The organism is Meiothermus sp., assembly GCF_026004075.1.
In the GTDB taxonomy this organism is placed as follows: domain Bacteria; phylum Deinococcota; class Deinococci; order Deinococcales; family Thermaceae; genus Meiothermus.
This window is the reverse complement of record NZ_BPIK01000002.1, coordinates 109,751-122,925: the sequence shown is the minus strand read 5'-3', so window position 1 is coordinate 122,925 and position 13,175 is coordinate 109,751. Positions and strand designations below refer to the sequence as shown.

At 60.1% G+C, this 13,175-nt stretch carries 20 protein-coding genes; 17 read left to right on the top strand and 3 right to left on the bottom strand.

Annotated features, from left to right (window positions below):
* Positions 1–22 precede the first annotated feature (22 nt).
* From Q0X18_RS12950 to Q0X18_RS12940, 3 genes are all read right to left on the bottom strand, one after another.
* On the bottom strand, positions 23–646 hold the full coding sequence (locus tag Q0X18_RS12950) for a CoA pyrophosphatase (RefSeq protein WP_297563240.1): 624 nt from the start codon (positions 644–646) through the stop codon (positions 23–25).
* Positions 647–751: 105 nt separating this feature from the next.
* On the bottom strand, positions 752–1,342 hold the full coding sequence (locus Q0X18_RS12945; RefSeq protein WP_297563238.1) for a MazG family protein: 591 nt from the start codon (positions 1,340–1,342) through the stop codon (positions 752–754).
* A gap of 9 nt (positions 1,343–1,351) precedes the next feature.
* The gene (locus Q0X18_RS12940; RefSeq protein WP_297563237.1) at positions 1,352–1,846 is read right to left on the bottom strand and encodes a hypothetical protein; all 495 of its coding nucleotides are present in this window, start codon (positions 1,844–1,846) and stop codon (positions 1,352–1,354) included.
* Between the two features lie 219 nt (positions 1,847–2,065).
* Between Q0X18_RS12940 and Q0X18_RS12935 the strand changes: the two genes are divergently transcribed.
* The 17 genes from Q0X18_RS12935 (at position 2,066) to rplN (ending at position 13,174) form a co-directional block, all read left to right on the top strand.
* Complete coding sequence (locus tag Q0X18_RS12935; protein WP_297563236.1) at positions 2,066–2,680, top strand: SCO family protein; 615 nt, start codon at positions 2,066–2,068, stop codon at positions 2,678–2,680.
* 427 nt (positions 2,681–3,107) lie between these two features.
* The gene (gene rpsL / locus Q0X18_RS12930; RefSeq protein WP_024050555.1) at positions 3,108–3,515 is read left to right on the top strand and encodes a 30S ribosomal protein S12; all 408 of its coding nucleotides are present in this window, start codon (positions 3,108–3,110) and stop codon (positions 3,513–3,515) included.
* Between the two features lie 46 nt (positions 3,516–3,561).
* Positions 3,562–4,032, top strand: coding sequence for a 30S ribosomal protein S7 (gene rpsG / locus Q0X18_RS12925; RefSeq protein ID WP_297563234.1), 471 nt, complete (start codon positions 3,562–3,564; stop codon positions 4,030–4,032).
* Between the two features lie 2 nt (positions 4,033–4,034).
* On the top strand, positions 4,035–6,128 hold the full coding sequence (gene fusA / locus Q0X18_RS12920) for an elongation factor G (protein WP_297563232.1): 2,094 nt from the start codon (positions 4,035–4,037) through the stop codon (positions 6,126–6,128).
* A gap of 65 nt (positions 6,129–6,193) precedes the next feature.
* Entirely contained in the window at positions 6,194–7,411 is a 1,218-nt protein-coding gene (gene tuf / locus Q0X18_RS12915; protein WP_297559142.1) for an elongation factor Tu, read from the top strand.
* 12 nt (positions 7,412–7,423) lie between these two features.
* Positions 7,424–7,738 carry a 30S ribosomal protein S10 gene (rpsJ, locus tag Q0X18_RS12910; protein ID WP_297563230.1) on the top strand — a complete coding sequence of 105 codons (315 nt, stop codon included), beginning with the start codon at positions 7,424–7,426 and terminating at the stop codon, positions 7,736–7,738.
* Positions 7,738–8,382: a 50S ribosomal protein L3 gene (rplC, locus tag Q0X18_RS12905; protein WP_297563229.1), complete on the top strand. Its 645-nt coding sequence runs from the start codon at positions 7,738–7,740 to the stop codon at positions 8,380–8,382. The genes rpsJ and rplC overlap by 1 nt, the downstream gene beginning before the upstream one ends.
* On the top strand, positions 8,382–9,002 hold the full coding sequence (rplD, locus tag Q0X18_RS12900; RefSeq protein ID WP_297563227.1) for a 50S ribosomal protein L4: 621 nt from the start codon (positions 8,382–8,384) through the stop codon (positions 9,000–9,002). The genes rplC and rplD overlap by 1 nt, the downstream gene beginning before the upstream one ends.
* Positions 9,002–9,292, top strand: coding sequence for a 50S ribosomal protein L23 (locus Q0X18_RS12895; protein WP_297563226.1), 291 nt, complete (start codon positions 9,002–9,004; stop codon positions 9,290–9,292). The genes rplD and Q0X18_RS12895 overlap by 1 nt, the downstream gene beginning before the upstream one ends.
* Positions 9,293–9,493: 201 nt before the next feature.
* Complete coding sequence (gene rplB, locus Q0X18_RS12890) at positions 9,494–10,321, top strand: 50S ribosomal protein L2 (protein WP_297563224.1); 828 nt, start codon at positions 9,494–9,496, stop codon at positions 10,319–10,321.
* A 9-nt stretch (positions 10,322–10,330) separates the two neighbouring features.
* Entirely contained in the window at positions 10,331–10,609 is a 279-nt protein-coding gene (gene rpsS / locus Q0X18_RS12885) for a 30S ribosomal protein S19 (protein WP_027876108.1), read from the top strand.
* Between the two features lie 121 nt (positions 10,610–10,730).
* On the top strand, positions 10,731–11,117 hold the full coding sequence (gene rplV / locus Q0X18_RS12880; protein WP_297563994.1) for a 50S ribosomal protein L22: 387 nt from the start codon (positions 10,731–10,733) through the stop codon (positions 11,115–11,117).
* Positions 11,110–11,871, top strand: coding sequence for a 30S ribosomal protein S3 (gene rpsC / locus Q0X18_RS12875; protein WP_297563222.1), 762 nt, complete (start codon positions 11,110–11,112; stop codon positions 11,869–11,871). The genes rplV and rpsC overlap by 8 nt, the downstream gene beginning before the upstream one ends.
* Before the next feature lie 2 nt (positions 11,872–11,873).
* Positions 11,874–12,299 carry a 50S ribosomal protein L16 gene (gene rplP / locus Q0X18_RS12870; protein WP_297563221.1) on the top strand — a complete coding sequence of 142 codons (426 nt, stop codon included), beginning with the start codon at positions 11,874–11,876 and terminating at the stop codon, positions 12,297–12,299.
* Positions 12,277–12,501 (top strand): 50S ribosomal protein L29, encoded by a 225-nt coding sequence (rpmC, locus tag Q0X18_RS12865; RefSeq protein WP_297563219.1) that lies wholly within the window; start codon positions 12,277–12,279, stop codon positions 12,499–12,501. Before rplP ends, rpmC begins: the two co-directional genes overlap by 23 nt.
* 14 nt (positions 12,502–12,515) lie before the next feature.
* Positions 12,516–12,809: a 30S ribosomal protein S17 gene (rpsQ, locus tag Q0X18_RS12860; protein ID WP_027888545.1), complete on the top strand. Its 294-nt coding sequence runs from the start codon at positions 12,516–12,518 to the stop codon at positions 12,807–12,809.
* On the top strand, positions 12,806–13,174 hold the full coding sequence (rplN, locus tag Q0X18_RS12855; RefSeq protein ID WP_013014857.1) for a 50S ribosomal protein L14: 369 nt from the start codon (positions 12,806–12,808) through the stop codon (positions 13,172–13,174). The genes rpsQ and rplN overlap by 4 nt, the downstream gene beginning before the upstream one ends.
* The last annotated feature ends 1 nt before the right edge of the window (position 13,175 follow it).

Sequence of the window (13,175 nt, the reverse complement as noted above, 5' to 3'; positions counted from 1 at the left end):
TCTCTTCGGTTGTTTTTTGGGTTCAGCCAGGGGCTGAATCTGTAAAAAGGCGTACCTGGCGGAGGCGCTCGAGGAAATCGTGCACAATGTTCCCGGTCACACCCCAGATGTCGTAGCCCCGCCAGGGATAATGCCAGACTTTGCGCCGTAGCTGGCCTTCTATCTCGGAGAACTCCCCGCCCAGGCCATTTGGAAAGCGGTTGCCCGGTGGGGGCGTACGCTCTTCGGCGTAAGCTGGAGCGGCCAGCAACTCCTCAATGGGCACCCAGAGCAGGGTTTCTACTTCCGCGGGGTTGGGGGTGAGCTGGGGTTCCTGGGTAATCCGGCCCAGCAAAGGAAATATCCGGAAGCCAAAAGGCGAGAGGGTGGGGTTGAGGTGTCCCAGGATTTCCACGTGCTCCGAGTTGAGCCCCACCTCTTCCCAGGCCTCGCGCAAGGCAGCTTCCTCTGCGCTTTCGTCATCGTCAAAGCGGCCCCCCGGAAAGCTAATTTGGGCGGCATGGTGGGGGAGGTGGGCGCTGCGTACGGTGAACAAAAGCTGTCCCTCCCATACCGGCAGCAGCACGGCGGCATCCACGAAGCCCTCCGGCCTCACCAATGGTTGAGGGGAGCGGGCAACGAGGGCTTTGAGCAGATCCGATTTCATGGGTCTGTCCGCTGGACTGGGCAACCAGGTGCCGGGGTCACCACGGAACCTTCACGTTTCCTATTGTGCACCGGTGCTGCGCTCTCATCTGTGGTATCTGACGCTTTATGAACAGCTTTCCTCACATCGCTCGCGCAACAGAATCTCCGGATTGATTTTTTCCTCCCGACACCAGGCCACCATCAGCCACAGGGCCTCGGCCAGGTTGCCCGCTTCGAGAGCGTCCATCAGTCGGTCTTTTCCGGGAAAGGCGTACCCCATTTTTTTCTGGATCTCGGCGGCGCGGGCCAGGGCCCCCAGGCTTCTCGGCACCTGGTCGCAAATAGACTGGGCGGTTTTGCCCTCCTGGGCCTTAATGGCGTTCCAGTTGGCGGTAACGGCCTCGGGGGTGTCGGCCTGCACGTCGCCGAACACGTGGGGGTGACGCCGGATGAGCTTATCCACAATGTGCTGCTCCACCTGTGAATAAGTAAAGGTGCCCGCTTGCTCGGCAATCACCGAATGAAAGGCCACCTGCAACAGCACATCCCCCAGTTCCTCGGCGAGCTCGTTGGGGTCACCCTTGCCAATGGCATCTACGGCTTCGGCGGCCTCCTCGAGCAGGTAGGGGCGCAGGCTTTGGTGGGTTTGCTCCTTGTCCCAGGGACAGCCGTCCGGGCCCCGCAAACGCCGCATGACCTCGAGTAAACGCTCCATGCTTACAGCCTAGCGGGTTTTGGAAAGTTCGCCATGTCTGAGCAACTGCCACAGCAGGAAGCCAGCCACCCACGAGCAGCCCATCAGCATCAGGCTCAGTAAATCTACCGGGGCGGTATCCCCCAAGGCCAGGCCCTGGGGGCTGGGGTAGGGCAGGCCGGTGGTGCGGGTCAGGACGAACAGCAGGGTGATAAGCCCCACCAACCAGATCCCCCCTTTGTAGGTTCCCCGCTCCATGCTGGCGGGCATCTCGAGCAAACGCGCCAGCAGCAAGAAACCCCCGTACATGAGCTGAAAGCCCAGCAGCATCATGAACAAGACCGCATACCAGAACCCCGCCCCCTGAAGCCCCAGCGGGGTGTCGTTGCCAAACAACTCACCGCACAACCCACCCCCCAGCAAGGTGTTGCCCAGTCCCAGCAACTGTAAGAAGAAGGGCGCCACGAAGAGGGCCCCTGCCCAGCGAACCAGGGGGTGAGAAAAAGCGACAGCCCGACCATCCATGCCAACCCCATCTTGCCCCAAAGACGCCGGGCCAATGTAAATTGGCTTGCCTTATACCGCATTCGGGTAGCGGTGGTGATACCGCCCTGACCTTCAAAAGCTACGTGCGGGGTGCCGGGAAACTGTCTACTGGGGGACATTTGCCTCGGGCCTGGTTGTCTAGGGTTAACCCAGGTTCGCAGGGGGTGTATCCTGCCCCTCTGGTTCGGGAGTACAAACATGCCACGTCGAGCAATTTGGATCACCTTATTGGCTGGCCTGCCTTTGCTGCTGGCGGGGGCGGCTTTTCTGCTATCTCGAGACACCTACCAGCCCTACGGAACCCGGCTTCTGAATGTTCGGCCAGCCGAGGCCAATCAGTTTACCCTCACCGCCCACGACGGCTCGAGCAAAAGCCTGTCCGACTTTCAGGGTAAGGTGGTTCTGATCTTCTTTGGCTTTGTGAACTGCCCGGATGTCTGCCCCACCACCTTGCTCGAGCTCAGCAAGGTCTACAAAGCCCTGACCCCCGCCGAGCAGGCGCGGGTGCAGGTTTTGCTCATCTCGGTAGACCCTGAGCGAGACACCCTGGAAAAGCTAAGGGACTACGTCACCTTCTTTAGCCCCAGCTTTATCGGGCTGACCGGAACCCCCGAGCAGATCGCCGAGGTGGCCAAACGCTACGGGGTTTTTTATCAAAAATCCCAGATCAAGTCGGCCGCTGAGTACAACGTAGACCACACCGCTACGGTCTTCGCCCTCGACCCCAAGGGACAACTGCGCCTCGTGTACGGCAACGGTAAAGCCGCCGAAACGGAACGGGTGGTAGAGGACGTGCGCTGGCTGCTGCGCTGAACCGTGCGACCCATCCTTCCATATGAGTTTAGGGCAGGGCGCATGTTTTTCTTATGCTCCAGCAATTGCCCCGGGTTCGCCTGAGTTTCCAGTGCCACGCCCATAGATGGGCTATTGAGCATGGCAGCACCGTCTTTGTAGCTGATACCTAAGCCATATTTTCCCCCTTGATTAACTCTTCCTGGCCGTATATACTTCTAGGGTTGCGTCGCCTCAGGCCAGCCCCGGCCCTGAGGTAACATCGGTTGCGCTCACGGGAAGACCGTCGCGCACAGCGATTCTTGAGAACCTAGGGGCGAAACGCAGGCTGCTGGCCTGGTTCGCTTCTCGACGGGAACCCCGCACCGAGCGCAGCGCAAGTACGCAGACCTCCGTGTGGGGTTTCAGTTTTTAGAACACTCTAGTCGAACGAAAGGATGTGATTACACTGCCAACCATCAACCAACTCCTCCGTAAGGGCCGTACGCCGGTGGTCAAGAAGAGCAAGGTGCCCGCGCTCAAAGGAAGCCCCTTCCGCAAGGGGGTCTGCACCGTGGTGCGTACTGTCACCCCCAAGAAGCCCAACTCGGCGCTGCGCAAGGTAGCCAAGGTTCGGCTCTCGAGCCAGTACGAAGTCACCGCCTACATTCCTGGCGAAGGCCACAACCTGCAAGAACACTCGGTGGTACTGATCCGCGGGGGCCGTGTGAAAGACCTGCCGGGTGTGCGCTACCACATTGTGCGGGGTATCTACGACACCCAGGGCGTGAAAGACCGTAAGAAGAGCCGCTCTAAATACGGCACCAAGCGTCCCAAAGCCGATGCCAAGGGTGCGGCGGCCAAGGGTAAGAAGTAACTCTTCCACGTGTGGCCCTTTGGGGCGGCACGAGTGAGGTTTAAGTATGTCGCGGAGAAGACAAGCAGAAATTCGCCAACTCGAGCCCGATCATCTGTACGGCGATGTGGTGGTCACCGCGCTCATCAACCGTATGATGCGCGGCGGTAAGAAGAACCTGGCAGCCCGAATCTTCAAGCAGGCCTGTGAGGTTATCCAGGAGAAAAGCGGGCAGGAACCTCTCAAGGTGTTTAAGGCGGCCCTGGACAATGTGCGCCCCCGCGTGGAGGTGCGCAGCCGCCGGGTGGGTGGGGCCAACTACCAGGTGCCCGTCGAGGTATCGCCCCGCCGCCAGCAGACCCTGGCCATCCGCTGGATCGTGAACGCCTTCAACAGCCGCGGCGAACGCGAGGCCCATCAGCGCCTGGCGGCCGAGCTGCTGGAGGCTGCCGAGGGCAAGGGTGGTGCAGTCAAGAAGAAAGAAGATGTTGAGCGTATGGCCGAAGCCAACCGAGCCTACGCCCACTACCGGTGGTAAGTATGTCTGTCAAGACTGGTTTTGACCTAAAACTCTTCCGCAACATCGGGATTGCGGCCCACATCGACGCCGGTAAGACCACCACTACCGAGCGCATCCTGTACTACACCGGGCGCATCCACAAAATCGGTGAGGTGCACGAAGGCGCTGCCACCATGGACTGGATGGAGCAGGAGCGCGAGCGTGGTATTACCATTACTGCGGCTGTAACCACCGCCAACTGGAAGCACAGCGGTACCGGCATCGAGCACCGCATCAACATCATTGACACCCCCGGCCACGTAGACTTCACCATCGAGGTTGAGCGCTCCATGCGGGTGCTGGACGGTGCAGTAGCGGTGTTCGACGCTTCGCAGGGGGTGGAGCCCCAGTCCGAAACGGTCTGGCGCCAGGCCGACAAGTACCGGGTGCCCCGCATTGCTTTCGCCAACAAGATGGACAAGACCGGGGCCGATATCTGGTTGGTGGTCAACACCATGAAGGAGCGCCTGGGGGCCAAGCCGGTGTTGATGCAACTGCCCATTGGCCGCGAGGATACCTTCAAGGGCATCGTGGATGTGCTGCGCCAGAAGGCTTACATCTACGGCAACGACCTGGGCACCGACATCAAAGAGGTTGAAATCCCCGAGGACATGAAGGCCCAGGCCGCCGAATACTACGAGAAACTGGTGGAAGCGGCCGCCGACTATGACGAGAACATCATGATGAAGTTCCTCGAGGGCGAGAAGCCCACCGAAGAGGAGCTCATCCGGGCCATCCGCAAGGGCACCATTGCCATCGAGATCTTCCCGGTCTTCCTGGGTTCGGCGCTCAAGAACAAAGGCGTGCAACTGCTCTTGGATGGGGTGGTGGACTACCTGCCTTCGCCGCTGGATATTCCCCCCATCAAGGGCAAAACCGAGAATGGCGAGGAAATCGAGCGCCCGGCTGACCCCAACGGCCCCTTGGCGGCCCTGGCCTTCAAGATTATGGCCGACCCCTACGTGGGCCGACTGACCTTTGTCCGGGTTTACTCCGGCACCCTAAAGTCGGGCTCTTACGTGCAGAACACCACCAAAGGGAAGAAGGAGCGCGTAGCTCGCTTGCTGCAGATGCACGCCAACCACCGCGAAGAGGTGGAAGAGCTGCGTGCGGGCGAGCTGGGTGCGGTGGTGGGACTCAAGGAAACCATCACCGGCGACTCGCTGGTAGGGGATGGAGACGAGCCGATTATCCTCGAGTCCATCGAAATCCCCGAGCCTGTGATTGACCTGGCCATCGAGCCCAAAACCAAGGCCGACCAGGACAAGCTGGGCGTGGCCCTTGCGCGTCTGGGCGAGGAAGACCCCACCTTCCGCGTCTCCACCGACCCCGAGACCGGCCAGACCATTATCTCGGGGATGGGTGAGCTGCACCTGGAAATCATCGTGGATCGCCTCAAGCGCGAGTTCAAGGTGGACGCCAACGTGGGCAAGCCCCAGGTAGCCTACCGCGAGACCATCACCCGCCCGGTGGATGTCGAGGGTAAGTTCGTGCGCCAGTCGGGTGGGCGTGGACAGTACGGTCACGTCAAGATCAAGGCCGAACCCCTGGGCCGCGGCTCGGGCTTCGAGTTTGTCAACGCCATCGTGGGTGGGGTAATTCCGCGCGAGTACATCCCGGCGGTGCAAAAAGGCATCGAGGAAGCCATGCAGTCGGGGCCCCTCACCGGTTTCCCCATTGTGGACATTAAGGTCACCCTCTACGACGGTAGCTACCACGAGGTGGACTCCTCCGAAATGGCCTTCAAGATTGCCGGTTCAATGGCCATTAAAGAGGCCATCGAGAAGGGTGGTGCGGCCATCCTCGAGCCCATCATGCGTGTTGAGGTCATCACCCCTGAGGAATTCCTGGGCTCCATCATCGGCGATCTTAACTCTCGCCGTGGGCAGATTCAGGGCATGGAAGAGCGCGGCAACGCCCGGCTGGTACGGGCCTTCGTTCCTCTGGCCGAGATGTTTGGCTACGCCAACGATATGCGCTCGATGAGCCAGGGCCGTGCCCAGTTCTCGATGTTCTTCGACCACTACGAGCAAGTGCCCCAAAACATCGCGCAAAAGCTGATCAAGGGGCAATAAACCAAGGGGGTCGGGCCTACCCTTGACCCCACGACGCTAAGCGAAATAGAAGGAGTGAAACTGTTATGGCGAAAGGCGTATTTGAGCGCACCAAACCCCACGTAAACGTGGGCACCATCGGACACGTAGACCACGGCAAGACCACTTTGACGGCGGCGATTACCTTTGTAGCGGCGGCGGCCAACCCCAGCGTGGAGGTGCAGGCCTACGACCAGATCGACAAAGCTCCTGAGGAGAAGGCCCGCGGGATTACCATCAACACCGCCCACGTGGAGTACGAGACCGAGAAACGGCACTACTCCCATGTGGACTGCCCCGGCCACGCCGACTACGTCAAGAACATGATCACCGGCGCGGCTCAGATGGACGGGGCCATCCTGGTGGTCTCGGGCACCGACGGCCCTATGCCCCAGACCCGCGAGCACATCCTGCTCTCGCGCCAGGTGGGGGTGCCTTACATCATCGTCTTCCTGAACAAGATCGACATGGTGGACGACCCCGAACTGTTGGATCTGGTGGAGATGGAGATTCGCGACCTGCTGAACCAGTACGAGTTCCCCGGCGACGACACCCCCATCATCCGCGGCTCGGGCCTGAAGGCGCTGGAGCACATGATGGCCCACCCCAAGACCCAGCGGGGTGAGAACGAGTGGGTGGATAAGATCTGGGAGCTGCTGGACGCCATTGACTCCTACATCCCCACCCCCCAGCGGGACGTGGACAAGCCCTTCCTGATGCCAGTGGAAGACGTGTTCACCATCACCGGGCGCGGTACGGTGGCCACGGGCCGGATTGAGCGCGGGAAGATCAAAACCGGTGAGGAAGTGGAGATTGTGGGGCTGCGGGAGACCCAGAAGACCGTGGTAACCGGGGTGGAGATGCACCGCAAAACCCTCAACGAGGGTATTGCCGGGGACAACGTGGGTCTGCTCTTGCGGGGCGTGGGCCGGGAAGACATCGAGCGGGGTCAGGTGCTGGCCAAGCCGGGCAGCGTCACCCCCCACACCAAGTTCGAGGCCTCGGTGTACATCCTGAAGAAGGAGGAAGGTGGCCGGCACACTGGGTTCTTCACCAACTACCGCCCGCAGTTCTACTTCCGCACCACCGACGTGACCGGAGTGGTGGAGCTGCCCAAAGGCGTGGAGATGGTCATGCCCGGTGACAACATCACCTTCACCGTCGAACTCATCAAGCCCATCGCCATGGAGGAAGGTCTGCGCTTCGCCATCCGTGAAGGTGGTCGCACCGTGGGTGCCGGTGTGGTGGCTAAGATCATCGAGTAAGGGAGGCCCTGAATGCCAAAGATTCGTATCAAACTTCGGGGCTTTGACCACAAGAGCTTGGACGCTTCGGCGGCCAAGATTGTGGAGACGGCCCGCCGTAGCGGGGCCCAGGTGTCAGGGCCGGTGCCGCTGCCGACCCGCATCCGTCGCTTTACCGTGCTGCGGAGTCCCTTCAAGCACAAAGACAGCCGTGAGCACTTTGAGTTGCGCACCCACAATCGCTTGGTGGATATTACCGATCCCACACCCAAAACCATTGAGGGATTGCGCAACCTCGATCTGCCCACCGGGGTAGAGATCGAGCTCAAGATGGTAGGAGGCCGCTAATGAAGGGCATCCTTGGGACTAAAGTGGGTATGACCCAGATTTGGAAAGGCGATAAAGCCGTGCCGGTAACGGTGATTTTGGCTGGCCCTTGCCCAGTGGTACAGCGCAAAACTATCGAGAAAGATGGGTACGAAGCGGTACAACTAGGCTTCCAGAGCCAGAAGCCACAGCGGGTCAACAAGCCGGCCAAGGGTCATTTCGCCAAGGCAGGTGTGGAGCCCGTGAAGTACCTGCGTGAACTGCGGGGCTTCAACCCCGAGGGCGACACCGTGACGGTGAGCATTTTCAATGCCGGGGAAGTGGTGGATGTGACGGGTACCTCCAAGGGCCACGGCTTTACTGGTGTGATGAAGAAATGGAATTTTGCCGGTGGCAACGACTCGCACGGTGCCCACAAGATTCACCGCCACGGGGGTTCGATTGGTAACCGCAAGACCCCGGGCCGGGTCTTCAAGGGCAAGAAGATGGCCGGGCGTTGGGGTAACGAGCGCGTGACGATTCAGGGCCTCGAGGTCGTGGATGTGCTCGAGAGCGAGAACCTGATCCTGGTCAAGGGTTCAGTGCCCGGGGCCAACGGCAGCCTTGTGGTGGTGCGCCAGACCAGCAAAGTTCCTGCCGTAAAGGCCGGCAAGGGAGGTAAGTGATGTATCACCTTCCGATACTCGGAAGCAATAAAACCGTGGAGGCGGCCCTGCCTGAAAAGGTTAAGAGCCACGTGCTCTACGAGGTGGTGCGCTGGCAACTGGCCTCGCGCCGCCGGGGTACCGCGGCCACCAAAACCCGCGGTATGGTGAACTTCACCACCAAAAAAATGTACGCGCAAAAACACACCGGCCGGGCCCGCCACGGCGATTACGGCGCCCCTATTTTTGTGGGTGGTGGCACGGTATTTGGGCCGCAGCCTCGCGACTACAGCTACACCCTGCCCAAGAAGGTGCGCAAGCTGGGCCTCTCCATGGCCCTGGCCGACCGCGCTAAGGAAGGTAAGTTCTTCCTGGTGGAAGACTTCAAGGGCGTGAGCGGCAAAACCAAAGAGTTCGTGGCCTGGCTCAAAGCCCACAACCTCGAGGGCCCTTCCATCCTGCTGGTAACCAGCGACGAAAAGGTGGCTCGTGCGGCCCGCAACCTGCCCAAGGTGCGGGTGCTGGCCCCCGAAGGGCTCAACGTCTACGACATCATGCGCCAGGAAGTTCTGGTGATGGAGGCTTCGGCCTGGCCAGGGGTACAAGCCAAGCTGGGCCAAAGTGTAGGGGGTGAGGCCTGATGAAAACGCCCCACGATGTGATTATTCAACCCGTTTTGTCGGAGAAGGCGTACGGCCGGTTTGCCGATGGGGTCTATACCTTTTGGGTGCACCCCAGGGCCAACAAGACCGAGATTGCCAACGCTGTAGAGGCCGCCTTCAAGGTCAAGGTGGTGCGGGTCAATACCCAGAACATCCTGGGTAAAGACAAGCGCCTGGGCCGCTTTATGGGTAAGCGCCCCGACCGTAAGAAAGCTATCGTAACGGTAGCTCCCGGACAGAAGATTGAAGCCCTGGAAGGACTGATCTAAATCGGTTTGTCCCGATTTTAAGGGCTTTTAATCGAGGAGGACAGGGGATGTGGGACAAAAAAACTCGAACCCTGCGCCCTCCAAACTGCCTCGAGACCGAGCGTACATGCGTATCTCACGGCGCTGGACGATGACGGGGCAAAAATCCACTTGGCATCAGGGCGACTCGGTTAGCCCGTATCAAGTGAGAGGAAGAGAACAATGGCAGTAAAGAAATTCAGACCCTACACCCCATCGCGCCGCTTCATGACGGTGGCCGACTTCTCTGAGCTGACCAAGAAGCGTCCGGAGAAGAGCCTGACCGCCCCGATGAAAAAAACCGGGGGGCGCAACAACCAAGGCCGCACCACCAGCCGCTTTATCTCGGGTGGGCACAAGCAGCTCTACCGCATCATCGACTTCCGTCGGCGGGATAAGGCCGGTATTCCTGCGCGGGTTGCAGCCATTGAGTACGATCCCAACCGCACCGCCCGTATCGCCCTGCTGTTCTACCGCGACGGCGAAAAGCGCTATATTCTGGCCCCCGATGCCCTGAAGGTCGACACCATCGTCTCCAGCGGCCCCGAAGCGCCCATCTCAGTGGGCAACGCCCTGCCGCTGCGCTTTATTCCGGTGGGTACGGTGATTCACGCGGTAGAGCTCGAGCCTGGCAAGGGCGCCAAAATGGCCCGTAGCGCCGGTACTAGCGTGCAGGTGCAGGGCCGCGAAGGTGATTACGTAATCTTGCGCCTGCCCTCTGGTGAGCTGCGCAAAGTGCACGGTGAGTGCTACGCCACCATCGGGGTGGTATCCAACGCCGATCACAAGAACATCGTGCTCGGTAAAGCGGGTCGTACGCGCCACCTTGGCCGAAAAGGCCACGTGCGTGGTACGGCCATGAACCCGGTAGACCACCCGCACGGTGGTGGTGAAGGTCGCGCGCCGCGAGGCCGTCCGCCAGTCTCGCCCTGGGGCCAGCAGGCCAAAGGTCTCAAGACCCGCAAGAAGAAGAAGCCCTCGAGCGCACTCATCGTGTCTCGTCGCAAGTAGAGGTGAACTATGCCACGTAGCTTGAAAAAAGGAGTTTTTGTGGAAAGCCACCTGCTGGAAAAAGTCGAGGCGATGAACGCCAAAGGCGAAAAGCGGGTGATCAAGACCTGGAGCCGCCGGAGCACCATTGTGCCCGAGATGATCGGCCATACCCTGGCGGTTTACAACGGTAAGCAGCACGTGCCGGTTTATGTAACTGAGCAGATGGTCGGGCACAAACTAGGCGAGTTCTCGCCTACCCGCACCTACCGCGGCCACAGCAAAGAGGCCAAGACCGCTAAGAAGTAAGGGGTGGATGATGGAAGCCAGAAAACGTCTCAAGAAAGGCGAGCGCAGCGATATTCGTAAAGACCTGCGCGATGTGCACTACCCCGGTTCGGCGGGCTTGCAGCGCTACGCCAAGCTCTCGTTGCGCAAACGCGGTGAAGCCGTCAAGGATGAGAAAGCCCACACCTATGCCCTAGCCACGGCCCGTTATGTCCGTATGTCACCGCAAAAGGTGCGCCTGGTTGTAGACCTGATTCGGGGTAAGAAGCTCGAGGAAGCCCGGGCTATCCTCAAGTACACCCCGCACCGGGCCTCGGAAGTGGTGGCTAAGGTGCTCGAGTCGGCTGCAGCCAACGGCATGAATGACGACCGCAAAAACATGATCGAAGACCAGATCTATGTCAAAGCGGCCTATGTAGACGAAGGCCCCGCCATCAAGCGAATGCTGCCTCGAGCCCGCGGAAGCGCCAACATGATCAAGAAGCGTACCAGCCATATCACCATCATCGTGGGGGAGAAAAATGGGTAACAAGATCAATCCCGTGGGTCTGCGCCTGGGTATCACCCGCGATTTCGAGTCGCGCTGGTATGCCGGCAAAAAAGCCTACGCCAAGACCCTGCAAGAAGACCGCCTAATCCGGGCTCTGATCGAGAAGGAGCTGCGCCAGGCCGGCCTGGCCCGTATCGACATCGAGCGCGCGGCTGACAACGTTACGGTTATGGTGTACGCAGCCAAACCCGGCGTGGTGATCGGGCGTGGGGGCGAGACCATCAAGCGCCTGCGCGAGGCCCTGCAAAGCCAGTTCCCCGGTAAAACCGTGGCCCTCAACGTGCAGGAGGTGGGCAACCCCAACCTTTCCGCGCCCCTGGTGGCTCAGCGCGTGGCCGAGCAAATCGAGCGCCGTTTTGCCGTGCGCCGTAGCATCAAACAAGCTGTCCAGCGTGTGCGTGAATCCGGTGCACAGGGGGCCAAAATCGTGGTTTCGGGTCGGATTGGTGGAGCCGAGCAGGCCCGCGTTGAGTGGGCAGCCGAGGGACGGGTTCCCTTGCACACCCTGCGGGCCAACATCGACTATGGAACGGCTAGGGCCGAGACCACCTACGGCTCGCTGGGCGTCAAGGCCTATGTGTTCATGGGCGAGGTGATCGGCGGCAAGAAGGTGGTGCCAGGCGCTGCACCTGCGGCTCGTCCGGCGGCGCCAAAACGTGATCAGGAAGGCAAACCTCGTCGCCGCTCGGCAGTTCGTAAGGCCGGGGCGACGGGCAAAGAAGGGGGCGAATAAGCATGCTGATGCCCAAGCGCATGAAATACCGCAAGGCCCACCGGGGCCGTATGCGGGGTACAGCCAAGGGCGGCGACTATGTGGCCTTTGGCGAGTGGGGTTTGGTGGCGATGGAGCCCTCGTGGGTTACCAGCCAGCAGATTGAGGCGGCCCGTGTGGCCATGGTGCGCCACTTCCGCCGTGGCGGCAAAATCTTTATCCGTATCTTCCCTGACAAGCCCTATACCAAGAAGCCCTTGGAAGTGCGGATGGGTAAAGGTAAAGGGAACGTAGAGGGGTATGTGGCTGTGGTAAAGCCCGGGCGCGTCATGTTCGAGGTGTCCGGTGTGACCGAGGAGCAAGCCCGTGAAGCCCTGCGCCTGGCCGGCCACAAACTGCCGATTCAGACCAAGGTGGTGAGACGCGATGCCTACGACGAAGCCCAGTGAGCTGCGCAAACTTTCGGTGGCCGAGCTGCAAAAGCGGATCCAGGACACCAAAAAAGAACTAATGGAGCTGCGCTTCCAAGCCAGCATCGGTCAGCTTGATAAAAACCATCGGGTCTCGGAAGCCAAGCGCGAAATTGCCCGCATGATGACCGTATTGGGCGAGAAAGTAAAAGAACAATCGCCCCGCGCCAAAAAGGCCTAAGAAAGGAGTCCGCAATGCCTAAAAAAGTTCTTACCGGCGTGGTGGTGAGCGATAAGGCGCAGAAGACCGTTACGGTTTTGGTCGAGCGCCAGATGCAGCACCCGCTGTACGGCAAGGTGATCAAGCAGTCCAAGAAATACCTTGCCCACGATGAAAACGACCAATACAAGCTGGGCGACGTCGTCGAAATTCGGGAAGCCACCCCCATTTCCAAAAACAAAAAATTTGTGGTGGTGGGGCGCCTCGAGGAGGGCCGTATGGACCTGGTCGAGCGCTATCTCTTGCGTAAGGAGCGTGGTAAAGCGTGATCCAGCAAGAAACCGTACTGGAAGTCGCCGATAATACCGGCGCTCGCAAGATTGCCTGTATCCGGGTGATGGGTGGTCACTACCGCAAGTATGCCAGTGTGGGTGATGTGATCGTGGCTTCGGTCAAGGAAGCCATCCCCCGAGGTATGGTCAAGGAAGGCGACGTAGTTAAAGCGGTAGTGGTGCGGACAGCCAAAGAAATCCGTCGGCAGGACGGTTCTTCTATTCGCTTCGACACCAACGCTGCGGTGATCATCAACCAGCAGAATGAGCCTCGAGGTACCCGTGTCTTTGGGCCGGTCGCCCGCGAACTGCGCGAACGCGGCTTCATGAAGATCGTTTCGCTGGCCCCTGAGGTGCTTTAAG